Genomic DNA, 22,988 nt, shown 5'->3' with positions numbered 1-22,988 from the left:
CTCCGGCCCACCCGGCCGAGCGGCGTCCCGCCCGGGCCCCGGCCCGGCCTGTGGTCGGCGTGCTCACCGGTGGCCACCCTGGTCGACGGCGGGCAGCACCGGCCCGTCCGCACGGGTCAGGCCGCTGCGGTGCCGGGCCTTCTCCACCTCGTTGGCCGCCCGGCGCAGGTCGGCGCCGGCCTCGACGCCCGGGCGGGCCGCCTCGGTGCGGGCGCGGAACCGGGCCGCCTCCTCCGCCAGCAGCGTGCCGATCCGGTCGAGCAGGTCCGCCCGGGCCTTGGTCGCCAGGTTCCGGACCGCCTGGTCCCCGAAGATCGCCTGCAGGACCGCCTGCCCGGCGACCGCGGTGCCGGCGCCGGTGGCGACCTCCAGCCCGGTCGGGATGAAGGCGGTGGAGGCGAACACCCCGATCATGACCGCCAGCCCGGTGGCGTTGACCGCGTACGCGGCCGTGCGGGCCACGAAGCGGCGGTCCCCGCCCTCGGCCCGGACCAGCTCCAGCACCCCGCGCTGCCAGTCGCGGACGAGTCGCTCGGCGCGCGCGGGCAGGTCGGCCGAGGCGTGGGCCAGCTCCGGTTCGAGCAGTGCCGCACCGGCCGGGTGCGCCTTCCACCCGGTGTACGCGTGCTCCGCCGCCTCGGCGGCCACCCCGCGCAGCAGCGTCACGAGCTGGGACTCGATGGCCGTCCGCAACTCGGCGGCCGGGGCCGGACGCCCGGTGAACCTGCCCACCACCCGGTCGCGCAGCCGGCTGATCCGGGCTTCCAGGGTGCGGAAGAACTCGCCCGTGCCGACGAACTCCTGCCAGCGGGCCAGCACCTCGCCGCGGAGCAGCCGGCCGTCCTTGAGCCCCTCCGCGACGGTCCGCTCCGCCCCCCGGTAGGCCGCCCGTACCCGCTCGTCCAGCGCGTCGGCGGCGGCCACCTGCTCGTCGGCGGCGTCGGCCAGCCCCTCCACGGCGGGGTGCAGGGCGGCGAGCGCGCCGTCCAGGGTCTGCCGGACGACGGCGGAGCGGGCCTCGGCGTCCGCCGCGAGCCGGGCGAACCAGGCGCTCAGCGGGGCGGTGACCTTGTCGGGGAGCAGCCCCTGCCCGTCGACCCAGGTCTCGGGCAGTACGAAGAGCGGCGCGGCGCCGAGGTCCTGGGCGGCGAGCATCTCCGACAGGTGGGCCGCGATCTCGTCGGCCGCCTCCGGCGGCACCCGGTCCAGGACCATGGCGATCACCGTGCCGCGGGCCCGGGCGCCACGCAGCAGCTCCCAGGGGACGGCGTCGGCGTAACGGGCGGCGGTGGTGACGAAGAGCCAGAGGTCGGCGGCGGCCAGGAGTTGCCCGGCGAGCGCCCGGTTGGCGTCGACGACCGAGTCGATGTCGGGCGCGTCGAGGAAGGCCAGCCCGGCCGGCAGCGCGGGCGCGGTGACCAGGTGCAGCGTGCCCGGGTGCTCGCTCGGCTCGTTGGTCCGGGTCAGGCCCGGCAGCAGGTCGCCCCGGCGGAACCACGCGGCGTCGGCCGGGTTGCAGACCAGCACCGGCGAGCGGGTGGTGGGGCGGAGCACCCCGGCGGCGCTCACCCGCGCCTGGACGAGGCTGTTGACCAGGGTCGACTTGCCCGCGCCGGTCGAGCCGCCGACCACCACCAGCAGCGGGGCGTCGAGCCGGGCGAGCCGGGGCAGCAGATAGTCGTCGAGCTGGTCGGTGAGGCCGGCGGCGGCGCGCCGGGCCGGCTCCGCCGAGGGCAGGATGAGCGGGAACCGCGCCGCCCCGATCGCGGCCCGCAGGCCGGCGAGCGCGGCGGGCAGGCCCTCGGCGCCGGTGGCGGGTGGGTCCTCCCCGGCGTCGGGTCCGGAGCGGGCTGCGACGGCGGGCGTGCCGGAATGGGTGGCGGAATCGCCATGCGTCGTCACCGCTAAAGCGTGCCCGACCGATGCAAGGGAAGACAACCGGACAGTAATAACGGTCAGGTTGCGTCGGGTCGACTCAACCTCGACTTGCGGTTTGCCGGCCGCGTGGCACTATTGAGTCCGGTCCACTCAACTTGTGGTGCGGTCGCTGCGGGCGACCCGCCGGGCAGCTCGGGGGCGAGGCCCCTGACCTGCTCACCGTTACGAAGCGAGGAAGCGAACATGGCACGTGCGGTCGGCATCGACCTCGGCACGACGAACTCCTGCGTCAGCGTTCTCGAGGGCGGTGAGCCCACCGTCATCGCCAACGCTGAAGGCTCGCGGACGACCCCCTCGATCGTCGCGTTCGCCCGCAACGGGGAGGTGCTCGTCGGTGAGGTCGCCAAGCGCCAGGCGGTGACCAACCCCGACCGGACCATCCGCTCGGTCAAGCGGGAGATCGGCACCAACTGGACCGTCGACATCGACGGCAAGAAGTACACCCCGCAGGAGATCTCGGCCCGCACGCTGATGAAGCTCAAGCGGGACGCCGAGGCGTACCTGGGCGAGCAGATCACCGACGCGGTGATCACCGTCCCCGCCTACTTCAACGACGGGCAGCGCCAGGCCACCAAGGAGGCCGGTGAGATCGCCGGCTTCAACGTGCTGCGGATCGTCAACGAGCCGACCGCGGCCGCCCTGGCGTACGGCCTGGACAAGGGCTCCAAGGAGCAGACCGTTCTGGTCTTCGACCTCGGAGGCGGCACCTTCGACGTCTCGCTGCTCGAGCTGGCCGAGGGCGTCATCGAGGTCAAGTCCACCAGCGGTGACAACCACCTCGGTGGTGACGACTGGGACCAGCGGATCATCGACCACCTGGTGAAGACCTTCCGTGGCGAGCACGGCATCGACCTGTCCCAGGACAAGATGGCGATGCAGCGGCTCAGGGAGGCGGCCGAGAAGGCCAAGATCGAGCTGTCCGCCGCCACCACCACCAATATCAACCTGCCGTACATCACCGCCGGTTCCGCCGGCCCGCTGCACCTCGACGTGACCCTGAGCCGCGCCGAGTTCCAGCGGATGACGCAGGACCTGCTGGACCGCTGCAAGGGCCCGTTCGAGCAGGCCGTGAAGGACGCCGGGATCAAGGTCTCCGACGTCGAGCACGTCATCCTGGTCGGCGGCTCGACCCGGATGCCGGCCGTGACCGACCTGGTCAAGCAGCTCACCGGCAAGGAGCCCAACAAGGGCGTGAACCCGGACGAGGTCGTCGCCGTCGGCGCCGCCCTGCAGGCCGGTGTGCTCAAGGGTGAGGTGAAGGACGTCCTGCTGCTCGACGTGACCCCGCTGAGCCTCGGCATCGAGACCAAGGGCGGCATCTTCACCAAGCTGATCGAGCGCAACACCACCATCCCGACCAAGCGCTCCGAGGTCTTCACCACGGCGGACGACAACCAGCCGTCGGTGCTGATCCAGGTGTTCCAGGGCGAGCGGGACATCGCGGCCTACAACAAGAAGCTCGGCACCTTCGAGCTGACCGGCCTCCCGCCGGCGCCGCGCGGCGTGCCGCAGATCGAGGTCACCTTCGACATCGACGCCAACGGCATCGTCAACGTGCACGCCAAGGACCTGGGCACCGGCAAGGAGCAGAAGATGACGATCACCGGCGGCTCCTCGCTGCCGAAGGACGACATCGAGCGGATGCGCCGGGACGCCGAGGAGCACGCCGAGGAGGACAAGCGGCGCCGCGACGAGGCGGAGACCCGCAACGTGGCCGAGGCGCTCCAGTGGCAGACCGAGAAGTTCCTCGCCGAGAGCGGCGACAAGCTGCCCAGCGAGAACCGGGACCAGCTCAACGAGGCGCTCGGCGAGCTGCGCAGCGCGCTCGGCGGCCAGGACATCGACAAGATCAAGGCGGCCCACGAGCGGCTGGCCCAGGTCTCCCAGCAGGCCGGCTCGCTGCTCTACTCGCAGCAGCAGGGCGAGCAGGGTGCTCCGGGCGAGGCCGGGCCGGGCGCCGGTGCGACCGGTGCGACGGGTGGCGCGAAGGCCGGCGGCGCCGACGACGTGGTCGACGCGGAGATCGTGGACGAGGACAAGAAGTGACGGAGAAGCCACGAGCGGCCGACCCGGGCTCCACCGGGTCGGCGCCGGGTGGCTCGGGCTCCACCGGGTCGGGCGCCGGCGACGAGCCGCGGATCGTCATCCGAGACAAGCGCAGAATCGGCAAGACCACCGAGCAGCCCGCGGCGGACGCCGCAGCCGCGGACGCCGCGGCCGACGCGCCCGCCGAGGGGCTGGTCGAGGAGACCGAGGTCGTGGTCGACGAGATCGAGACCGAGGCGCCGGTCTCCGGTCCGCCGGTGGTCGACGCGCCGGCCGAGCCGACCGAGGAGGTCGAGGAGGTCGTCAAGCCGGGCGGACCGCTCGGTGCCGAGCTGGAGGCGCTCCGGGCCGAGTTGGACGAGCGGACCCGGGATGTGCAGCGGGTGTCGGCCGAGTACGCCAACTACCGCAAGCGGGTCGACCGGGACCGCGCCCTGGTTCAGGAGCAGGCGACCGGCTCGGTGCTGACCGCGCTGCTGCCGATCCTCGACGACCTGGACCGGGCCCGCGAGCACGGCGACCTGGTGGGCGGGTTCGGCTCGGTGGCCGAGCAGCTCACCACGGCGCTGGGCAAGTTCGGCCTGACCGCGTTCGGCGAGCAGGGCGACCCGTTCGATCCGACCCGGCACGAGGCGGTGGCCCACCAGACCTCCGCCGACGTGACCGAACCGACCTGCGTGCAGGTCATGCGCCGGGGTTACCAGCTCGGCGAACGGCTGCTGCGGCCGGCCCTGGTCGCGGTCGCCGACCCCGAGTAGTGCCGACCCGTGACGTCCCGCCCGCCCGCACCGGGCGGGCGGGACGACCGGGGTACGTCCCGTGGAAGGGGGTGGACGGGTGAGTTCCAAGGACTGGATCGAGAAGGACTACTACGCCGTGCTGGGCGTGGAGAAGTCCGCCTCCTCCGACGAGATCAAGAAGTTGTACCGGAAGCTGGCTCGGGAGTCGCACCCGGACCACAACCCCGGCGACCCGAAGGCCGAGGAGCGGTTCAAGGCCGTCTCCGAGGCGTACGCCGTGCTCGGCGAAGAGAAGAAGCGCCGCGAGTACGACGAGATGCGGTCGCTGTTCGGCTCGGGTGCGTTCCGGCGCAACGCCCGTACCGGAGGCCAGCCGGGCGGCATGCCGTTCGACGTCTCCGACCTGTTCGGCGGCGCTGCCGGCGGCACCGGCACCCGGTTCGGTGGCGGCGGGTTCACCGACCTGTTCAGCTCGATCTTCTCGGGCGGTGGCGCCGGTCCGGCCCGCGCTCGCGGCCCGGCCCGCGGCCGGGACGTCGAGGCCGAGGTGGCGCTCGACTTCGAGGACGCGGTACGCGGCGTCACGCTGCCGCTGACGCTGCGCGCCCCCGGGATCTGCGACACCTGCCACGGCAACGGCGCCAAGCCGGGCACCCAGCCGGTGGCCTGCCCGGTCTGCCAGGGCGCCGGCGTGACCACCCGCAACCAGGGGTCGTTCAGCTTCTCCGAGCCGTGCCGCAACTGCCAGGGCGTCGGCACGATCGTCGAGGAGAAGTGCCCGGAGTGCCACGGCACGGGCGGGGTCACCAAGACCCGCACGCTGAACGTGCGCTTTCCGGCCGGGGTGGCCGACGGCCAGCGCATCCGGCTGGCTGGCCGGGGCGAACCGGGCGAGCGGGGCGGCCCGGCGGGCGACCTGTTCGTCCACGTGAAGGTCCGCCCGGACGAGCTGTTCGGGCGCTCCGGGGACGATCTGACCCTGACCGTGCCGATCACGTTCGCGGAGGCGGTGCTCGGCACCGACCTGCGCGTACCGACCCTGGACGGGACGGTGACCCTGCGGGTGCCGGCGGGTACTCCGAGCGGCCGGGTGCTGCGGGCCCGGGGCAAGGGCGTGGTACGCAAGGACGGCCGCGCCGGTGACCTGCTGGTCACCCTCGACGTGGTGGTCCCGGCGAAGGTGTCGGACGAGGCGCGGGCGGCGCTCGAGGCGTTCGCGGAACAGACCCCGCCCGCCGCGCGGGAACATCTCGACGCCCGGGTGCGTCGGTTCAGTTGACCGGTGAAGGCAGCGGAGGTGAGCGGGGATGTCGCAGGAGTTCGTCGGCTCGGGTGACCCTGCCTACGAGGCCAAGGTCCTGATGATCTCGGTGGCGGCCCGGATGGCGGGGATGCACCCGCAGACCCTGCGCCAGTACGACCGGCTCGGCCTCGTGCAGGCCGGCCGGGCGTCCGGCGGGGGTCGCCGGTACAGCGTCCGGGACGTGGTGCTGCTCCGCGAGGTGCAGCGACTCAGCCAGGACGACGGCATCAACTTGGCCGGGGTCAAGCGGATCATCGGCCTGGAACGGCTGTTGGAGGAGGCCCAGCAGCGGGTGGCCCGGCTGGAGGCGGAGCTGGACGCCGCGTACCGGCGGATCGCCGAGCTGGAGTCGCTGGGCCGGTTGTCCCGTGGCGACCTCGTGCCCACCAACCGCACCTCGACGGCGCTGGTCGTCTGGCGGCCACGCCGCACCGGCGATCGCTGATCCCGCGCTCCGCCGCCGGTAGCCACTCATTCCGTGCGGATCCACGGGATGAGTGGCTGTTCCGCGTCCGACAGCCGCTCTCTCCGCTAACCTGTGAATCAGGCCCAACCAACTCAATCCGGACTCCGAACTTGGCAGGGGGAGCCATGACGGAATCGGCGAAGAAGGTGGCGCAGGAGGCGGAGGACCGGCTGGAGAAGATGGCCGTGAACATCCGCGAGCGGTTCGATCGGATCACCGAGAGCCGCTTCACCGACAAGATCAAAGAAGGTCGCTTCGCCGACCAGCTGGACCACGGCATCGACCGGGCCAGGCTCGACGAGCGGCGCAAGACGCAGGGCGGATCGACGAGCTGACGATCCGGCGACGTGCGGGCCGGGACCCACGGGGGGTCCCGGCCCGTTCGCGTCTTGACGTGCGGGCCGGGACGCGGTGATGCCGCGAGGGGGTCCCGGCCCGTTCGCCATCACGGCGGGGCCACACCCCCACCACAGGAGGAAAGAGGGCTAGAGCCGCCGGTTCTCCCGCACCAGGCCGCCCTCGCACCAGTCGGGGTAGGCGAAGAGGTCCGGCCGGGCGAGCAGCACCCGGCTGTTGTGCGCCCAGTTGCGCATCAGCTCGTCCCCGGTCCGCTCGGCCTGCTCGACGAGTTTGCGGAAGCGGCGCTTCGGGTGGGCCCGGAAGTTCGTGCGGATGCCGTCGGCGGCGTAGATGTAGAGGCAGTGCAGGGCGAACCGGCGGGCCGGGCAGGCCGTGTCCATGGCTAGCTGGAAGAGCGTGTGCACCAGGTGGTCACCGGCGACCAGCAGGTCCCAGTCCGGGGGCATGGAGGCCAGCGGCACGGAGTCCGGCTGGTACGCCCAGGCCCGCAGCTCCGCCGGCGAGGGGTCGACGGGGTTGGCGAAGCCGCGGAACGTTGACTCCTGCACGCTCACCGGCCAACCTTCCGTTTCCGCTGGCGGGGGCACCGGCCACCCGCGGACGCTGGCTGCTGGGGCGACACGGTAACGCGGTTGCGCGTACCTGCGGTAGACCTTCCCGGAACCAATTCGGCGACCGTTGGCCGGGCCGGGTCCACCGTACGGTCGACCCGGCCCGACCAGGGTCAGTCGGCCGCCCCCACCGGGACGGGCCGCCGGGCGGCGGTGCGCTGGCGCAGCCAGCGCTTGAACCAGGGCAGATCGGGCAGGCGGGCCAGCATCGGCCCGGTCACCACGGTGATCAGCACGTACGCGGTGGCGAGCGCCGCCAGCTTCGGTTCGATCGGTTGCGCGGCGGCGACGGCGAGCCCGGCGATGACGATGGAGAACTCGCCGCGCGGGGTGAGCGCGAAGCCGGCCCGCCAGCGACCGGGCTCGGCGATCCCGGCCCGCCGGGCCGCCAGATAACCGGTGAGCAGCTTCGTCCCCATGGTGACCACGGCCAGCCCCAGGGCCGGCAGCAACACCGGCGGCATGTCCAGCGGGTTGGTGACCAGCCCGAAGAACACGAAGAAGACCGCGGCGAAGAGGTCCCGCAGCGGGGAGAGCAGCTCCGTCGCGTGGTGCGCCACCGGGCCGGAGAGGGCGATGCCGACCAGGAACGCCCCGACCGCCGCGGACACCTGCAGCTTGGCCGCGACGCCGGCGACCAGCAGGGTCAGGCCGAGCACCCCGAGCAGCAGTGCCTCGGGGTCCTTCGCGGAGAGCGCCGCGGAGATCAGGTGGCCGTACCGGATGGCGACGGCCAGCACGACGACCACGGTGAGCACCGCGACGGCGAGCGCCACACCGCCCTTGACCAGGCCGACCCCGGCGAGCAGCGCGGTGAGCAGCGGCAGGTAGAGGGCCATTGCCAGGTCCTCGATCACCAGCACGGAGAGGATCACCGGGGTTTCCCGGTTACCGACCCGGCCGAGGTCGCCGAGGACCTTGGCGATCACCCCGGACGAGGAGACCCAGGTGACGCCGGCGAGCACCACGGCGGCGATCCAGCCCCAGCCGAGCAGCAGCGCGAAGGTGAAGCCGGGCAGCGCGTTGAGCAGCGCGTCGATCAGGCCGGCCGGGGCCGCCGAACGGAGGTTGCCCACCAGTTCGTTGGCGCTGTATTCCAGGCCGAGCATGACCAGCAGCAGGATGACGCCGATCTCCGCGCCGACGGCGAAGAACTCCTCGCTGGCGTTGAGCGGCAGCAGGCCGCCGTGGCCGAAGGCGAGCCCGGCGAGCAGGTAGAGGGGGATGGGCGAGAGGCCGACCCGGCGACTGAGTCGGCCGAGCAGCCCGAGCAGCAGCAGCAGCGCGCCGACCTCGATGAGCAGAATGGTGGTTTCGTGCATCCGCGTCAGCCGTCCGGGTCGGTGTCGGCAAGGATTGCGCTCACCCCGTCGAGGCCCTGGCGGTTGCCCACCACGACCACGACGTCACCGGCCGCGAAGCGGAAGGTCGGGTCCGGCGAGACGATGACCTCGCCGTCCCGTAGCACCGCCACGATGGAGGCGCTGGTGCGGGTACGCGCCTTGGTGTCGCCCAGCCGCTTGTTGACGTACTTCGAGCCGGCCGGGATGGCGATCTGCTCGGTGAGCAGACCTGCGGCCTGCTCACGCAGCCCGGAGAGCTGGCCGAGCATCAGCGACGCGCCGAGGATGTCGGCGAGCGCCTCGGCCTCGTCGTCCGTCAGCGGGATGTCGGCCTGACAGGAGTCGGGATCGTCCGGGTCGTAGAGGACGAGATCCCGTCGGCCGTTGCGGTGGGACACCACGCCGACCCGGCGGCCCGATTCCGTCACCAGGTCGTGACGTACGCCGATCCCCGGTAAGGCAGTCTGTTCGACACGTACTCGCACGCAGGCGAGGTTACCCGGTTGGAGCTCGAATGGATTCTCCAAGATCCCGCCGCCTGGTCGTCCTCCTGCTGCTGCCCGTGCTGACCGCCTGCTCGATCGGCGACGTCCGCCGGCCACCGCCGAACCGGGCCTCCGCGTCACCCCGACCGTCGGCGACCGCGCCGCCGGTCGCCGACGTCGACGAGGTACGCCGCGCGCAGGTCGCCGTCCCCGACCGGTACGACCCGCCGTTCGTCGAGTTCGTCGACGCCGACCAGGCGTACGCCCTCTTCGCCACCTGCGACGGTCGGCCGCCCGGCCGGGACTGCCCGGCGCTGCTCTTCGCCACCGGGGACGGTGGGCGGTCCTGGCGGGCGCTGCCGCATCCCCGGCCGGTCGCCGACAATCAGCAGCTCTACGCCCCGAAGGGCCTGCTGGTGCTCGCTGCCGAGCCGTTCGGCTGGTACGCCTCGACCGACGGCGGCGTCACCTTCACCCACCACCCGGGAAACGCGCCGCCGCCGGTGCTGTCGGGTGCCAACGGGCAGTTCCAGGTGGCCGAGCAGGACGGCCAGGTGGCCCGCTGGGACGGCCGCCGGCTGCGACCGTTGGCCGCCCAGCCGGGACTGCCGGCCGTGAACACCGTGCGCGAGGTCGAGGATCTGCTGGTGGCGGCCGGCGCGAGCGACGGGAGGCCGTACGCCGCGGTCTCCGCGGACCAGGGACGGCGCTGGCAGCGGACGGAGGTGCCGGCGCCCGACGGCGAGGTCGGCGTGGTGCGGGTGATGCGCTCGCCCGACGGCGAGGCCTGGCTGGTCGGGGAGCGACCGGACCGGACGGGCTTCCCGGCGCTCTGGCGCTACCGGGGCAACTGGCAGTTGGTGCGTGCCGACGGCCGCCCGGACCGGATCCACTCGGTGGCTCCCGCCGGCGCCGGGCGGGTGGCGGTGACCGGGCCGGAGGGCGTGGGGGTGGTGGTCGACGGCCGGTACGAGCCGGTCAGCTGGCCGGTCGGCCCCGAGCACTACCTGTCGCTGCTCGCTGACGGCGCGCTCGCGGCCCGCGCCCCGGACGAGACGGTCCTGTCCGTCGGCCCGGTGGGCGCCCGCCGCTGGATCAGGGTGGTCCTGGTCGGCGACTGACCGCTCGGCCTTTTGGCGGCCGCGCTCGTCCCGGGCGGCGCTCCGGCGACCGGCGTCCGTCCGGCCCCGGGATCGGCCTCCGGCTGCGGCGCGGTCTTGGTGGTGGCGTCCTTTGGAGCTGAATCGTTTGCGCCATCACGCTCGCGGGCCCACTCATGATCGTCGGCAGCTGAGCGACTCGACACGCCGAGAAGGGTGCAGCCTGGCCGTCAACGATTGCGATCCCGGCTGCTACCTGACCTGCCTACGGACCTCAAGGACCAGATCAGGGGGGCAGCGTCTCGGGAGGTTACGTAGATGCCCTTGCCCTGGTGACCCTCGTGCCCGATCGGGAGCGGATTCCCGACCGGGCACGTGAGCGGCCGATGCTCAGCGAAGCGAGGCGAAGAACTCCCGGATGTCGCCGACCAGCACGTCGGTCGTTTCGTGGGCCGCGTAGTGCCCGCCGACGTCGCCGCGCCCCTCGACCTCGGTCTGGTGCGCCGTCCACCGCACGATGTTGCCGTGGTCCCGCTCGGCGAAGCGGCGGATCGACTGGAAGTCGCCGGGGAACATGGCCAGCGCCGTGGGCGTGGTCGTCGGCCCGGTCGGGTGCTCGACGGTGTGCGCGTCCTCCCAGTAGAACCGCATGGACGAGGCGGCCGTGCCGGTGAACCAGTAGATCGCCACGTTGGCCACGATGAAGTCGGCGTCCAGGCTCTCGTCGAAGAGTTGCGCGTTCCAGGCGAGCAGCCCGACCGGTGAGTCGGCCAGCGCGAACGCCAGGGTCTGCGGCTGCTGGCTGTGGACCTGGTTGAAGGAGAACTTGTTCTCGTAGAACCACTGCAGGTGCTTGAGGGCGGCCTGGTCGGCCTCGGAGAGTCCGGCGAATTCGCCCGGGTCGCCGGACGGGAACGAGAAGAGCTGGGTGACGTGTACGCCGAGCACGTGCTCGGGGTCGATCCGGCCGACCTCGGGCGACACCAACGAGCCACCGTCGTTGCCGACCGCGCCGTAGCGGTCGTAGCCGAGGCGGGCCATCAGCTCGGCCCAGGCGCGGGCGGTGCGGTAGCGGTTCCAGCCGGCGCTGCGGGTCGGCCCGGAGAAGCCGAAGCCGGGCAGCGACGGGATGACGAGGTGGAACGCCGGCGAGTCCGGGTCGGCCGGCTCGGTCAGCGGGGCGATCACGTCCAGGTATTCGACCACCGAGCCGGGCCAGCCGTGGGTGAGCACCAGCGGGGTGGCGTCCGGCCGGGTGGACCGGACGTGCAGGAAGTGGATGTCCTCGCCGTCGATCTCGGTGACGAACTGCGGGTACGCGTTGAGCCGCGCCTCGACCGCCCGCCAGTCGAACTTCTCCAGCCAGTACGTCGCCAGCTCGCGGACCCGACCGGTCGGCATGCCGTACGCGGAGCCGGCGCCGGGCAGCTCTCCGGGCCAGATGGTGCGGCGCAGCCGGGCGGCCAGGTCGTCGAGCGCGGCCTGCGGGATCTCGACGCGGAACGGGCGGATGGCGGTGCTGGACATGTGCTGCTCCTTCAGAACGGAATGCTTCGTTCCGCTTGACAGTAGCAGAGCGGAACAATCCGTTCCACTGCTAGTCTGGAGCCATGCCGAACCCGACCGACGCTCCCCAGCTCCCCGGCCGTCGTGCCCAGGCCGCCCGGAACGACGCGGTGATCCTGGAAGCCGCCCGCGCCGTCTTTCTGGCTGACCCGAAGGCGCCCATCGCCACGGTGGCCGAGCGGGCCGGCGTCGGTATCAGCGCTCTCTACCGGCGCTACGCCGGCAAGGAGGACCTGCTCCGCAAGCTCTGCCACGACGGCCTGCGGCTGTACATCGCCGTGGCGGAGGAGTCCGCCGCCGACCCGGACGGCTGGCGGGCCTTCGCCGGGTTTCTGGAGCGTGTCGTCGATGCCGACGTGCACTCGCTGACCGTGCATCTCGCCGGCACCTTCACGCCGACCGAGGAGACGGGGCGGGACGCGGTGCGCTCCGGTGAGCTCACCGCGGAGTTGGTCGAGCGGGCCAGGGGCGCCGGCCGGCTCCGCCCGGATGTGGTGGTGCAGGACGTCGGGTTGCTGCTGGAGGGGTGCGCCGCGATCCGCGTACCCGATCCGGAGCGGACCCGGGAGCTGCGTCGCCGGCACCTGGCGCTGCTGCTGGCCGGTCTCGCCGTGGCCGAGCCGCCACTGCCCGGGCCGCCGCCGGCGGCCGGGGAGTTCGACTGGCGGTGGCGACGCTCCGAGTGAGCCAGTTCACACCGTCGGAGTTGAGCGGAATAGACTCAACTCTGGTTGTGTCGATTCCAGTGGACACGCCGATCCGGGGGAGCCCATGAACACGGAACGCCTCACCACCAAGAGCCGCGAGACCATCACCGGCGCCGTCGCGCTGGCGAACCAGCGCGGCCACGCCACCGTGGAGCCCTGGCACCTGCTGCTGTCGCTGCTCGACACCGAGGGTTCGACCGCCGCCGGCCTGCTGCGCGCCGTCGGGGCCGACCCCGCCGAGCTGCGCCGGGTCGCCCAGCGCTCGGTCGACGCCCTGCCCGCCGCGCACGGCTCCAGCATCGCCGAGCCCACCCTGGCCCGCGAGTTCGTCAACGCCATCGGCGCCGCCGAGCAGATCGCCCGGCCACTGGGCGACGAATACACCTCGACCGAGCACCTGCTGGCCGGCCTGGCCCGGGTGGGTGGCGCGGTCTCCGTCGCCCTCAAGAACGCCGGGGCCACCGAGGAGAACCTGGTCGCCGCCTTCCCGACCGTCCGCGGCGGGGACCGCCGGGTCACCACCGCCGACCCGGAGCAGACCTACCAGGCCCTCGCCAAGTACGGCGTCGACCTCACCGCCAGCGCCCGGGAGGGGAAGATCGACCCGGTCATCGGCCGGGACTCCGAGATCCGCCGGGTGATCCAGGTGCTGTCCCGGCGTACCAAGAACAACCCGGTGCTGATCGGTGAGCCGGGCGTCGGCAAGACGGCCATCGTCGAGGGTCTGGCCCAGCGCATCGTCGCCGGTGACGTACCCGAGTCGTTGCGGGACAAGAAGCTCGTCTCGCTCGACCTCGGCGCGATGGTGGCCGGCGCGCAGTACCGCGGGCAGTTCGAGGAGCGGCTGAAGTCGGTGCTGGAGGAGATCAAGAACTCCAACGGTCAGGTCATCACCTTCCTCGACGAGCTGCACACCGTGGTGGGCGCCGGCAAGGGCGAGGGCTCGATGGACGCCGGCAACATGCTCAAGCCGATGCTGGCCCGGGGCGAGCTGCGGATGGTCGGTGCGACCACGCTGGACGAATATCGCGAGCACATCGAGAAGGACCCGGCGCTGGAGCGCCGCTTCCAGCCGGTGCTGGTCGGCGAGCCGACCATCGAGGACACCATCGGCATTCTGCGCGGCCTCAAGGAGCGCTACGAGGTGCACCACGGCGTACGGATCACCGACGCCGCGCTGGTCGCCGCCGCCTCCCTGTCCGACCGCTACATCACCGACCGGTTCCTGCCAGACAAGGCGATCGACCTGGTCGACGAGTCCGCGTCCCGGCTCCGGATGGAGATCGACTCCCGCCCGGTCGAGGTGGACGAGATCGAGCGGGCGGTGCGCCGGCTCGAGATCGAGGAGATGGCGCTGGCCAAGGAGCCGGACGCCGCCTCCGCCGAGCGGCTGGAGCGGCTCCGCAAGGAGCTGGCCGACAAGCGGGAGCAGCTCACCGCGCTCTCCGAGCGCTGGCAGCTGGAGAAGAGCCACATCACCAAGCTCTCCACCGCCAAGGAGGAGCTGGAGCGGCTCGGCGGCGAGGCCGAGCGGGCCGAGCGCGACGGCGAGCTGGAACGCGCCGCCGAGCTGCGGTACGGCCGCATCCCCGCCCTCAAGGCCGAGCTGACGCAGGCCGAGGAGGAGCTGGCCCGGCTCCAGGCCGACGGCGCGATGCTCAAGGAGGAGGTCGGCGCGGACGACATTGCCGCGGTGGTCGCCTCCTGGACCGGCATCCCCGCCGGCCGGCTGCTCGAGGGGGAGACCGCCAAGCTGCTCCGGATGGAGGAGTCGCTGGGTTCCCGGGTGGTCGGCCAGCGCGAGGCGGTCGGCGCGGTCGCCGACGCGGTCCGCCGTGCCCGGGCCGGCGTCGCCGACCCGGACCGTCCGACCGGCAGCTTCCTCTTCCTCGGCCCGACCGGTGTCGGCAAGACCGAGCTGGCCAAGGCGCTCGCCGAGTTCCTCTTCGACGACGAGCGGGCCATGGTCCGCATCGACATGAGCGAGTACGGCGAGAAGCACTCCGTCGCCCGCCTGGTCGGCGCCCCGCCCGGGTACGTCGGCTACGAGGAGGGCGGCCAGCTCACCGAGGCGGTGCGCCGCCGGCCGTACTCGGTGGTGCTGCTGGACGAGGTGGAGAAGGCCCACCCCGACGTCTTCGACGTGCTGCTCCAGGTGCTCGACGACGGCCGGCTCACCGACGGTCAGGGCCGTACCGTGGACTTCCGCAACGCGATCCTGATCCTCACCTCGAACCTGGGGTCGTCAGTGATCAGCGACCTGACGCTGGCCGAGGAGCAGCGCCGGGAGGGCGTCCTCGCGGTGGTCCGGTCGCACTTCAAGCCGGAGTTCCTCAACCGCCTCGACGACATCGTGGTGTTCGCCGCCCTGCAGGGCGAGGATCTGCGGGCCATTGTCGACATCCAGCTGGACCGGATGCGCCGCCGGCTGGCCGACCGCCGGCTCGGCCTGGCGATCACCGACCCGGCCCGGAGCTGGCTCGCCGAGCACGGGTACGACCCGATCTACGGCGCCCGTCCGCTGCGCCGGCTGGTGCAGTCGGCGATCGGCGACCAGCTCGCGAAGGCGCTGCTGGCCGGCCAGATCCGCGACGGCGACACGGTCAAGGTCGACCTGGCCGACAGCAAGGAGGGCCTGACCGTCACCGCCGCCTGACCCACCCGTCCGGACCGGCCCCGCCCTCGGGCGGGGCCGGTCCTGTCCCCGGGCCCCGATCCACCTGCGTCCGGTGTTGCGGCCTGCGACAACTTTCCGATCAACGAGTGGTGGGAGGGGCGTTCGGGGAAAGGATGAAGGGCATGGTGGGGATCGGAAAGGACCGGGAGTTGGACTCGGCCGTCGAGCAGTTGGCCCGGGCGGACACGCTCGCGTTCGGCGGAGTCGGGTTCGCCGGGACGCTGCTGCCGGAGACCGAGGCGTACCGGCGGGTCGAGCAGGCGCTGGACGAGCATCCCGAAGCGGCCCGGAAGCAGGTCGACTGGCTGCTCCGGCACGGGTCGCCGGCCGGGAAGGCGTACGCCGCCACGCTGCTGGACAAGGCCGACGCGGCGGCGGGGCGCGCGGCGTGGACGAGGCTGCGGACCGACGAGGCCGAGTTCACCACGTTCACCGGCTGCCTCATGGGTCGGGCCAGCCTGCGCGAGTACGCCACGGAACGCCTCGCCGGGAATTGACCTGCGGTCCACCCGAAACGGGACTGCGGAAACCGGTGGCGCCCCGTAGCTTTCCGGGATGACCTCGACCGCCACTCCGCCGACCCGCCCGCCCCGCCCGAAGGCCGTCACGACGGCCTCCTGGTTGCAGCTCGCTGCGTCGGCCCTGCTGCTGGTGGCGGTCGGCCTGGTGGTGTGGCACGCGATCTGGTGGAACGGCGAGATCGACCACGCGGCTCGGCTGGTGCCCGCCGCCGATCCGGCCGAGGTGGACGGTGAGCGCTTCGGCAACATCATGACGTCCTGCGTGGTGGGGGTGCCGGCGCTGCTGCTCGCGGCCGTCCTCGGTGGCGCCGCCTGGGGTGTCCGCCGGGGCAGCGTCGGCGCCCGGATCGCCGTCTTCGTGGCCGGCGGTCTGCAACTGCTGGTCGGCCTCGGCCAGTGCCTCTGCGCGGGCGCGGCGCTCCCGTTCCTCTTCGCGTTCGGCGGCCCGCCCACGGAGGGGGACATGCCCCCCGAGTTCTTCCCGGAGGAGTCGAGGTTCATCCAGACCCTCTACGACACCGATTCCTATCCGGCCGAGGACCTCCTCTTCGCCGGGGGCGGCCTGATCGCGCTGCTGGTCTTCGGGCTCACCGCCACCGCCATCGTGCTGTTGGCGCTGCCCGCGTCCCGCCACTGGTTCGTGCCCCAGGCCGCGCACCCGCCGCACCCGCCGGTCGCCTATCCGGCGCCCTACCTGCTGCCGCCCGGCTACATGATCTGCCCCGACCCGCGGGCCCACGGCGTCCCGTGGCAGTACCCGGCCGCACCGGAAGCCAGCGCGTCCGCCCCCGCCGCGCCGGTCGATCCCACGGGAGCGCCCGACGGGCCGCCCCCGCAGGCCGCCGATCCCACCCGGGATTGAGCGACGCCGGGTAGCTGACCGGCCACTCAGCGAACGTCGTTTCGGCGGGCGTGCGTCCGGTTGTTACCGTCTCCGCCGACGCGTGTGGGGAGGCGGTCGTGAACGGAACGGTGGCGTATCTGCTGGTGACCCTGGGGTGCCTGGTCGGGGCGGCCGGTGTGGTGATCGCCGTGGTGGCACTGCGCAAGGCCCGCACCGGGCCCCGCCCGCCCGCCCCCGGCGACCCGTTCCACGATCGGGACGCGGACGCGCTCCGCGGCGACCCCCGCCGGCTCAAGCCCGGCGACATCGTGGAGATCCGCCAGGTCCCGTACACCGTCCGTGGCTCGGTGCACCTGGTCGAGGGCGGCTGGAGCTGGGCGGAACACCTGCTCGACGATGCCGGCGGGGTGAAGCGCTGGCTCTCCGTCGAGACGGACCCGGATCTGGAGCTGGTCCTCTGGACCGGCGAACCGTCCGCCACGGTCACCCCCGGCGCGCCCACCCTCGACTTCGCCGGCCGCCGCTACAGCTGGGACGAGTCCGGCCAGGCGCGCTACACCGCCACCGAGGGCACCGGCCTCGACCCGCGCGGCACCATGCGCTACCACGACTACCAGGCGCCCGGCGGGGCCCGGCTCTCCTTCGAGGCGTACGGGGAGGCCGGCTGGGAGGTGGCCCTCGGCGAGAAGCTGCACCGCGCCGAGGTGATGATCTACCCGCAGGGCGACCCGGAGCAGGCGGGCTGAGCGTGCTGGTCGCCCTGGACGCCCCGTACGTCGACACCAGTGCCGCCGACCTGAGCCTGGCCCTCGGCGGCCCCGAACGCCCCGCCCTGCACGTACGCGAGCTGGCCCTGCCCGACGGTGTCCGGCTGCGGCTACGCCTGCTCGGCGCCTCGCACCAGGTGGTCTGCGGCGCACTGGTCGAGACCGTCGCCTGCCTGCCCGGCCGCGCGCCGCACCTGCCCGACACCCTGCACGACCCGGTGGCCGGCTACCGGTTCACCGCCACGGTGCTGCGGCCGGCCGGCGACGGGCTGCGTACCCAGGTCGCCGCGCTCCGCGCCGACCTGGCCGACGACCCGTACGCGCTGGTCGGGGTCTTCCCCGGCGACGTGGACGCGGTCACCGCGCTCTCCGTCCGCCCCGACCCGCCGGACGGCTCGGTGGCCTGGCGCACCTGGCACGCGTATCCGCAGACCAACGAGCTGGTCCTGACCGAGACGGTGGTGGCAATTGTGAGCGCGGGGAGTGAGCCGGGGTTGCGAGCCCCGCAGTCGCGAACCGAGGTGGAACTGTGACGTACCGACGGTGGTTCGTGGTGGGGGTGGCCGTCGCGGTGGTCGGCGTGCTGGTCGCCGTCTTCGCCGTCTTCTACGGCAGCTTCTCGCCGCGCGGCTACGTCGAGGACCACTACGCCCGGGCGGCCGGCCGGGACATCGGCTCCGACGCGCTCGCGTACACCTCGACCCGGTCACCGAGCCAGGTGGCGGAGGAGGTCACCGACGCCTGGCAGCCGGCTGACGAGTACGTCGACGGCAGCGGCGTCTACCTGCGCTACGACGACGACTCGGTGGTGATCCTGCCGGTTGCCGCCGGCTCCCTGATCCTGCTCGAGCGGATGACCACCGCCTACCCCCGCTACCACCACGTCGTCGGCCGCGGCTGGGGCTGGGGCCGTGGCAGCACCGTCCGGGGCGGCGGCCCCGGCGCCGGCAAGTAGCCCGTCCGACCCCCTCACCCTGGAGTCCCCTGTGCAGCATCTCGTCACCGATCTGCTGGTCACCCTCGCCTACGGGGTGGTCGGCGTCGTCCTGATGGGCATCGGCTACCTGCTGGTCGACCTGGCCACCCCGGGCCGGCTCAACCAGCTCATCTGGACCGAGCGCAACCGCAACGCGGCGCTGCTGCTCGCCTCCAACCTGGCCGGCGTCGGCATCATCGTGGTCGCCGCGATCGCCGCCAGCCCGGACGACTTCGTGCTCGGCCTGGTCGGCGCGGCCGCGTACGGCATCCTCGGTCTGGTCATCATGGCGGCGGCCTTCGTGCTGCTGGACGTGGCCACCCCGGGCAAGCTGGGTGAACTGCTGGTCGACCCGGAGCCGCACCCGGCGGTCTGGGTCTCCGCCGTCGTGCACCTCGCCACCGGCGCGATCATCGCCGCCGCGATCAGCTGATGGCCGGCGGGACCCGCCCGGCTGCGGCCAGGTCAACAGGCCGGAAGTCGACGTCGCTGAAGGCGGCCCTGGTCCGCGTGATCGTCCCGGGGGTCGCCGGCCTCTGCCTCGCCGGCTGTGCGAGCGGATCCGACCTCGACGTCCCCGCGCCGGCGACCGACGAGCGCACCGACACCGTGCCGATCCTGCGGGAGGCCTTCGCCAGCCAGGGCATCTGCTACGGCTGGCGACTGACGGACGGGTACGACGTGGTCAGCGTCGGCTCGAACCTCGGCGACGGGACGGCGGTCGGGGACGCGCCGGACTGCCCGCGCTGGATCGAGGTCAGCGCGGACATCACCTACACCTCGGAGAGCAGCGAGGCCAACGACTCCGCCTGGATCCGGGTGCAGGGTTCCGACGACCTCGGCCTCGCCGACCTGCAAGCCGTCGAGACCGGGCTGGGCCGGTTCGGGCTCGACGAGGACGCCTTCGTCGACGACCCGGGCTGGGCGATCACCCGTGCCGCCACCACGCTGCCGCTGCTCACCGCCGAGGCCGGCCTGGCCGGGCCGGCCGCCACCCCGAGCGCCGACCCGGCGGCCCCGGCGAGCGCGCTGCCGTCCGCCGGCGACGACTTCTGGCGGGACCGTTGGGGCTGGCTGCTCGCCGCCGTGGCGCTCCTCCTGCTCGCCGCGCTCTTCGTCGCCGTGGGCGTGGTGCAGCGCCGCCGGACGACTGCTCCGGGTCGCGGCGCGGCGGCAGACGCGCAGAGCCGGAGTGGTCGCAAGCTCGGGGTGCGCGGGCCCGCGCAGCGCGCCGGGGCGGAAGCCGCCGGGCGTACCCGGGAGAAGGCGTGACCACCGACGCGCCGGCGCCGCCGCGACGGCGCGCGGCCCGCGCGGCGGTGCTGCTCGCGGTCTTCGTCTGCGCGGCCTGCGGCCTGGTGTACGAGCTGGCGCTGGTCGCCCTCGGCAGCTACCTGATCGGCGACGCGGTCGGCCAGGCGTCGATCGTGCTCGGCGTGATGGTCTTCGCGATGGGCGTCGGCGCGCTCGCCGCGAAGCCGTGGCAGTCCCGGGCGGCGGCCGCGTTCGCCGCGGTCGAGCTGACCCTCGCCCTGCTCGGCGGCCTCTCCGTGCTCGGCCTGTACGCCGCCTTCGCCTGGCTCGACCTCTACGGGCCGGCTCTGGTCGGCACCGCGTTCGTGCTCGGCCTGCTGATCGGCGCGGAGATCCCGCTGCTGATGGTGCTGCTGCAACGCATCCGCGAGCAGTCCGCCGGCGACGCGGTGGCCGACCTCTTCGCCGCCGACTACGTCGGTGCGCTGCTCGGCGGGCTGGCCTTCCCGTTCCTGCTGATACCGGTCTTCGGCCAGCTCAAGGGCGCCCTGGTGGTTGGCGCGGTGAACGCGGTCGCCGGCCTCGCGCTGGTCTGCACGGTCTTCCGGGCCGACCTCGGGCGCCGGGCGCGGCTCGCGCTGGGGACCGGCTCCGTCGTGGTCGCCCTCCTGCTCGGGTACGCCTGGATCACCGCGCACGACTTCGAGGTGACCGCCCGCCAGCAGCTCTACCGCGACCCGGTGGTGCACGCCGAACGCAGCCGCTACCAGGAGATCGTGCTGACCCGGTCGGTGCGCGAGGTCGGCCACGCCGACAGCGACCTGCGGCTCTTCCTCAACGGTGACCTCCAGTTCAGCTCGGTCGACGAATACCGCTACCACGAGTCGCTGGTGCACCCGGTGCTGCGCGGCCCGCGCGGCGAGGTGCTGGTGCTCGGCGCCGGGGACGGGCTGGCGCTGCGGGAGATCCTGAAGTACCCGGACGTGCGCCGGGTGACCGTGGTCGACCTCGACCCGGCCGTGGTGCGGCTGGCGAAGAGCGAGCCGCAGCTGCGCGAGCTCAACGGGAATTCGTTCGCCGACCCCCGGGTGCGGGTGCTCAACCTGGACGCGTTCGGATGGCTGCGCACCGCCACGGAACGCTTCGACGTGGTGGTGGCCGACCTGCCCGACCCGGACGAGACGGCCACCGCCAAGCTCTACACGATCGAGTTCTACGCGCTGGTCCGCTCGGTGCTCGCCGCCGGCGGGCGGCTGGTGGTGCAGGCCGGGTCGCCGTACTTCGCGCCGCGGTCGTACTGGTCGATCGAGCGGTCGGTCCGCGAGGCGGGCTTCGCCACCATGCCGTACCACGTGGACGTGCCGAGCTTCGGCGACTGGGGGTTCGTGCTGGCCGCGCCGGGCACCGCCGCGCCGGCGCTGGAACTGCCCGCCGACGCCCCGCCGCTGCGTTTCCTCACCCCGTCGGTGCTGGCCGCGGCGGCCACCTTCCCGGCCGACCGGTCCCGGGTGGACGTGCCCGCCTCCACGTTGCTGCAACCCCGCGTGCTGGAGTACGCCCGCGCGGAGTGGCGCGGCTATTAGTTCCCGGGGCACGGCGGGTCCCCGCTCTCGTGCCGTGCCGTCCTGGCCTCGTCTCGTTACCGTGGTCGTGTGATCTAGGGAAGGAGAAACAATGGTCGATGCCCAGGGCCCCCCGGCCCGCACCCGCCCCGGCGTGGTGACGCTCTCCAGTTGGCTGCTCATCCTCGTCGCCGCCATTCAGGTGGTGAACCTGATCCTGACGCTCGCCACCATCGGCACCGTCCGGGACGTCCTGCAGGACGCCTATCGGGGCAGCGCCGCCGAGCAGGCGGGCGATTTCGCGTACGCAGCCGCCATCGGCGGCGCCGCGCTCACGCTGCTGCTCGCGATCGCGCTCGTCGTGCTCGCGCTGCTGAACAACCGGGGAAAGAACGGCGCCCGGATCACCACCTGGGTGCTGGGCGGCATCCTGTTCTGCTGCAGCGGCGCGGGCCTGGTGAGCAACGCGACCGGCGGCCTGACCGGCGGTGGCTCGACCGGCGGCAACATGCCGAACCCGGAGGAGTTGCAGCGCCGGCTCTCGGACGCCCTGCCGTCCTGGTACGGGCCGGTCAGCAACCTCCTCGGCCTGGTCGCCCTGCTGGCCCTGCTGGCCGCGCTGATCCTGCTGGCGCTGCCCAGGTCCAACGAGTTCTTCCGCAAGCCGAAGCCGGCCTGGGAGCCGCCCCTGCCGGGTGGCACCTACCCGGCCTACCCGCCGGCCCCCGGGTACCCGCCCGCGCCGGGCTACCCCGGTCAGCCGCCGGTGCCCGGCTACCCGTCGGCTCCGGGTCAGCCACCGGCCCCCGGCCAGCCTGGCCAGCCCGGTCCGTCGTCGCCTCCCGAGGACCGGCCCGGTCCCCAGCCGCCATCCGGAAGTTGACGCTCCGATAAGAGCGACTCGGACGATCCCTCCGAGTAGGTTGCAAGCCGACGCCTACCGGAGGGATCTGTCGTGTCGCACCCCGTTCAGGCTCCGCCCCGCCGTCCGGGGGTGGTCGTCGCGGCGGCGGCGGTGCTGCTGCTGATGGCGGTCGGCGCCGTGGCGTACGCGGTCGCCAACCTGGCGGTCACGCCCGGCACGGTGGACCGGTTCCGGGTGGCGGCGCGCGCCACCGGGGCCCGCGATAGCGAGATCGACCCGCTGGTGTCGCTGCTGCGGGGCTCCACCGCACTGTCGGCCGTGGTCGGCGTGCTCGTCGGGCTGGTGCTCGTCGGGCTCGCCCTCGGCCTGCTCGCCGGCCGCCCCGGAGCCCGGGTCGGCACCTGGGTGGTCGCCGGCCTGGGCCTGTTCTGCGGCTGCTGCGGACTGGCGGTGCTGGTCGGTCAGCGGGCCGCCCCGCTGCGTCTCGGCACCGACGAGCGGGTCACCGCCGACCTGCTCGCCCGGCTCGGCGACGCGTACCCAGGCTGGTGGATTCCGCTGAACGCGGCCCTGTCGGTGGCCCAGGTGCTCGGGTACCTGGTGGTCGCCGCCCTGCTGACGCTGCCGGGCGCGAGCGCCTTCTTCCGCCGACCCGCGCCCACCGGTCCCACCGCCGGCCCGGCGGCCCCCACCGGCCCCGTCCCGCCGGCCGGTCCGCTGACCCCGATGCCGTCGGCCGGGCCGCTGCCGCCGGCCGGGCCGGCCACCCCGGCATCCGGTCCGGCCTACGGCCCGCCGTCATCCGCGCCGCCCGCGTCCGCCGGCTCAGCTCCGCCGTATCCCGGGCCGCCCGCGTC

The 22,988-nt window shown here is 73.2% G+C and carries 22 protein-coding genes and 1 pseudogene; 18 read left to right on the top strand and 5 right to left on the bottom strand.

Features of this window, described 5'->3' with window-relative positions:
- Positions 1-63: 63 nt before the first annotated feature.
- Positions 64-1,902, bottom strand: coding sequence for an ABC transporter (locus ACFYML_RS29000; protein ID WP_387423637.1), 1,839 nt, complete (start codon positions 1,900-1,902; stop codon positions 64-66).
- A gap of 219 nt (positions 1,903-2,121) precedes the next feature.
- Here ACFYML_RS29000 and dnaK point away from each other — a divergent pair, with 219 nt between their 5' ends.
- The 5 genes from dnaK (at position 2,122) to ACFYML_RS28975 (ending at position 6,828) form a co-directional block, all read left to right on the top strand.
- Positions 2,122-3,984, top strand: coding sequence for a molecular chaperone DnaK (gene dnaK, locus ACFYML_RS28995; RefSeq protein WP_387423636.1), 1,863 nt, complete (start codon positions 2,122-2,124; stop codon positions 3,982-3,984).
- Positions 3,981-4,742 (top strand): nucleotide exchange factor GrpE, encoded by a 762-nt coding sequence (gene grpE, locus ACFYML_RS28990; protein ID WP_387423635.1) that lies wholly within the window; start codon positions 3,981-3,983, stop codon positions 4,740-4,742. Before dnaK ends, grpE begins: the two co-directional genes overlap by 4 nt.
- A gap of 79 nt (positions 4,743-4,821) precedes the next feature.
- Positions 4,822-6,003 (top strand): molecular chaperone DnaJ, encoded by a 1,182-nt coding sequence (gene dnaJ / locus ACFYML_RS28985; RefSeq protein ID WP_387423634.1) that lies wholly within the window; start codon positions 4,822-4,824, stop codon positions 6,001-6,003.
- A gap of 28 nt (positions 6,004-6,031) precedes the next feature.
- Positions 6,032-6,472 (top strand): heat shock protein transcriptional repressor HspR, encoded by a 441-nt coding sequence (locus ACFYML_RS28980; RefSeq protein WP_387271213.1) that lies wholly within the window; start codon positions 6,032-6,034, stop codon positions 6,470-6,472.
- 146 nt (positions 6,473-6,618) lie between these two features.
- Positions 6,619-6,828: a hypothetical protein gene (locus ACFYML_RS28975; protein ID WP_387423633.1), complete on the top strand. Its 210-nt coding sequence runs from the start codon at positions 6,619-6,621 to the stop codon at positions 6,826-6,828.
- Positions 6,829-6,978: 150 nt separating this feature from the next.
- Here the strand turns inward: ACFYML_RS28975 and ACFYML_RS28970 are convergent, their stop codons facing one another.
- The 3 genes from ACFYML_RS28970 to ACFYML_RS28960 all read right to left on the bottom strand — a co-directional run bounded on the left by ACFYML_RS28970 (position 6,979) and on the right by ACFYML_RS28960 (position 9,292).
- Positions 6,979-7,407, bottom strand: coding sequence for a hypothetical protein (locus ACFYML_RS28970; protein ID WP_357434540.1), 429 nt, complete (start codon positions 7,405-7,407; stop codon positions 6,979-6,981).
- A 170-nt stretch (positions 7,408-7,577) separates the two neighbouring features.
- Entirely contained in the window at positions 7,578-8,786 is a 1,209-nt protein-coding gene (locus ACFYML_RS28965; protein WP_387423632.1) for a cation:proton antiporter, read from the bottom strand.
- A 5-nt stretch (positions 8,787-8,791) separates the two neighbouring features.
- A complete protein-coding gene (locus ACFYML_RS28960; protein WP_387423631.1) occupies positions 8,792-9,292 on the bottom strand; it encodes a cation:proton antiporter regulatory subunit in 501 nt (166 codons plus the stop codon).
- Positions 9,293-9,321: 29 nt separating this feature from the next.
- Between ACFYML_RS28960 and ACFYML_RS28955 the strand changes: the two genes are divergently transcribed.
- Positions 9,322-10,413 (top strand): hypothetical protein, encoded by a 1,092-nt coding sequence (locus ACFYML_RS28955; protein WP_387423630.1) that lies wholly within the window; start codon positions 9,322-9,324, stop codon positions 10,411-10,413.
- Positions 10,414-10,782: 369 nt separating this feature from the next.
- On the opposite strand, the gene ACFYML_RS28950 is transcribed toward ACFYML_RS28955, so the two are convergent.
- The gene (locus ACFYML_RS28950; protein WP_387423629.1) at positions 10,783-11,919 is read right to left on the bottom strand and encodes an epoxide hydrolase family protein; all 1,137 of its coding nucleotides are present in this window, start codon (positions 11,917-11,919) and stop codon (positions 10,783-10,785) included.
- Positions 11,920-12,002: 83 nt separating this feature from the next.
- Between ACFYML_RS28950 and ACFYML_RS28945 the strand changes: the two genes are divergently transcribed.
- The 12 genes and pseudogenes from ACFYML_RS28945 to ACFYML_RS28890 all read left to right on the top strand — a co-directional run.
- Complete coding sequence (locus ACFYML_RS28945; protein WP_387423628.1) at positions 12,003-12,644, top strand: TetR/AcrR family transcriptional regulator; 642 nt, start codon at positions 12,003-12,005, stop codon at positions 12,642-12,644.
- Positions 12,645-12,729: 85 nt separating this feature from the next.
- Positions 12,730-15,321: an ATP-dependent chaperone ClpB gene (clpB, locus tag ACFYML_RS28940; RefSeq protein ID WP_387423627.1), complete on the top strand. Its 2,592-nt coding sequence runs from the start codon at positions 12,730-12,732 to the stop codon at positions 15,319-15,321.
- A 143-nt stretch (positions 15,322-15,464) separates the two neighbouring features.
- A complete protein-coding gene (locus tag ACFYML_RS28935; RefSeq protein WP_387423626.1) occupies positions 15,465-15,839 on the top strand; it encodes a hypothetical protein in 375 nt (124 codons plus the stop codon).
- A gap of 58 nt (positions 15,840-15,897) precedes the next feature.
- Positions 15,898-16,725, top strand: a complete 828-nt coding sequence (locus ACFYML_RS28930; protein WP_387423625.1) for a hypothetical protein — start codon at positions 15,898-15,900, stop codon at positions 16,723-16,725.
- A gap of 98 nt (positions 16,726-16,823) precedes the next feature.
- Positions 16,824-17,453 carry a DUF4178 domain-containing protein gene (locus tag ACFYML_RS28925; protein WP_387423624.1) on the top strand — a complete coding sequence of 210 codons (630 nt, stop codon included), beginning with the start codon at positions 16,824-16,826 and terminating at the stop codon, positions 17,451-17,453.
- 2 nt (positions 17,454-17,455) lie between these two features.
- Positions 17,456-18,007: a DUF2617 family protein gene (locus ACFYML_RS28920; protein ID WP_387423623.1), complete on the top strand. Its 552-nt coding sequence runs from the start codon at positions 17,456-17,458 to the stop codon at positions 18,005-18,007.
- The gene (locus ACFYML_RS28915) at positions 18,004-18,429 is read left to right on the top strand and encodes a DUF4247 domain-containing protein (RefSeq protein WP_387423622.1); all 426 of its coding nucleotides are present in this window, start codon (positions 18,004-18,006) and stop codon (positions 18,427-18,429) included. Before ACFYML_RS28920 ends, ACFYML_RS28915 begins: the two co-directional genes overlap by 4 nt.
- Before the next feature lie 31 nt (positions 18,430-18,460).
- Positions 18,461-18,883 carry a DUF350 domain-containing protein gene (locus ACFYML_RS28910; protein ID WP_357434552.1) on the top strand — a complete coding sequence of 141 codons (423 nt, stop codon included), beginning with the start codon at positions 18,461-18,463 and terminating at the stop codon, positions 18,881-18,883.
- Positions 18,883-19,722: a hypothetical protein gene (locus tag ACFYML_RS28905; protein WP_387423621.1), complete on the top strand. Its 840-nt coding sequence runs from the start codon at positions 18,883-18,885 to the stop codon at positions 19,720-19,722. Before ACFYML_RS28910 ends, ACFYML_RS28905 begins: the two co-directional genes overlap by 1 nt.
- Complete coding sequence (locus tag ACFYML_RS28900; protein WP_387423620.1) at positions 19,719-21,287, top strand: polyamine aminopropyltransferase; 1,569 nt, start codon at positions 19,719-19,721, stop codon at positions 21,285-21,287. Before ACFYML_RS28905 ends, ACFYML_RS28900 begins: the two co-directional genes overlap by 4 nt.
- A 91-nt stretch (positions 21,288-21,378) precedes the next feature.
- The gene (locus tag ACFYML_RS28895) at positions 21,379-22,149 is read left to right on the top strand and encodes a hypothetical protein (protein ID WP_387423619.1); all 771 of its coding nucleotides are present in this window, start codon (positions 21,379-21,381) and stop codon (positions 22,147-22,149) included.
- A 72-nt stretch (positions 22,150-22,221) separates the two neighbouring features.
- Positions 22,222-22,821, top strand: a pseudogene (locus ACFYML_RS28890) (hypothetical protein); the annotation flags it as partial.
- Between the last annotated feature and the right edge of the window lie 167 nt (positions 22,822-22,988).

Source organism: Micromonospora sp. NPDC007230 (genome assembly GCF_042869115.1).
Taxonomy (GTDB): Bacteria; Actinomycetota; Actinomycetes; order Mycobacteriales; family Micromonosporaceae; genus Micromonospora.
This window is presented reverse-complemented; position numbering and strand designations above follow the sequence as displayed.

Coding starts and splice junctions, on each gene's coding strand:
- dnaK (WP_387423636.1), top strand. CDS start 2,122: ATGGCACGTGCGGTCGGCATCGACCTCGGCACGACGAACTCCTGCGTC.
- ACFYML_RS28980 (WP_387271213.1), top strand. CDS start 6,032: ATGTCGCAGGAGTTCGTCGGCTCGGGTGACCCTGCCTACGAGGCCAAG.
- ACFYML_RS28975 (WP_387423633.1), top strand. CDS start 6,619: ATGACGGAATCGGCGAAGAAGGTGGCGCAGGAGGCGGAGGACCGGCTG.
- ACFYML_RS28965 (WP_387423632.1), bottom strand. CDS start 8,786: ATGCACGAAACCACCATTCTGCTCATCGAGGTCGGCGCGCTGCTGCTG.
- ACFYML_RS28955 (WP_387423630.1), top strand. CDS start 9,322: ATGGATTCTCCAAGATCCCGCCGCCTGGTCGTCCTCCTGCTGCTGCCC.
- ACFYML_RS28950 (WP_387423629.1), bottom strand. CDS start 11,919: ATGTCCAGCACCGCCATCCGCCCGTTCCGCGTCGAGATCCCGCAGGCC.
- ACFYML_RS28945 (WP_387423628.1), top strand. CDS start 12,003: ATGCCGAACCCGACCGACGCTCCCCAGCTCCCCGGCCGTCGTGCCCAG.
- clpB (WP_387423627.1), top strand. CDS start 12,730: ATGAACACGGAACGCCTCACCACCAAGAGCCGCGAGACCATCACCGGC.
- ACFYML_RS28935 (WP_387423626.1), top strand. CDS start 15,465: ATGGTGGGGATCGGAAAGGACCGGGAGTTGGACTCGGCCGTCGAGCAG.
- ACFYML_RS28930 (WP_387423625.1), top strand. CDS start 15,898: ATGACCTCGACCGCCACTCCGCCGACCCGCCCGCCCCGCCCGAAGGCC.
- ACFYML_RS28905 (WP_387423621.1), top strand. CDS start 18,883: ATGGCCGGCGGGACCCGCCCGGCTGCGGCCAGGTCAACAGGCCGGAAG.
- ACFYML_RS28895 (WP_387423619.1), top strand. CDS start 21,379: ATGGTCGATGCCCAGGGCCCCCCGGCCCGCACCCGCCCCGGCGTGGTG.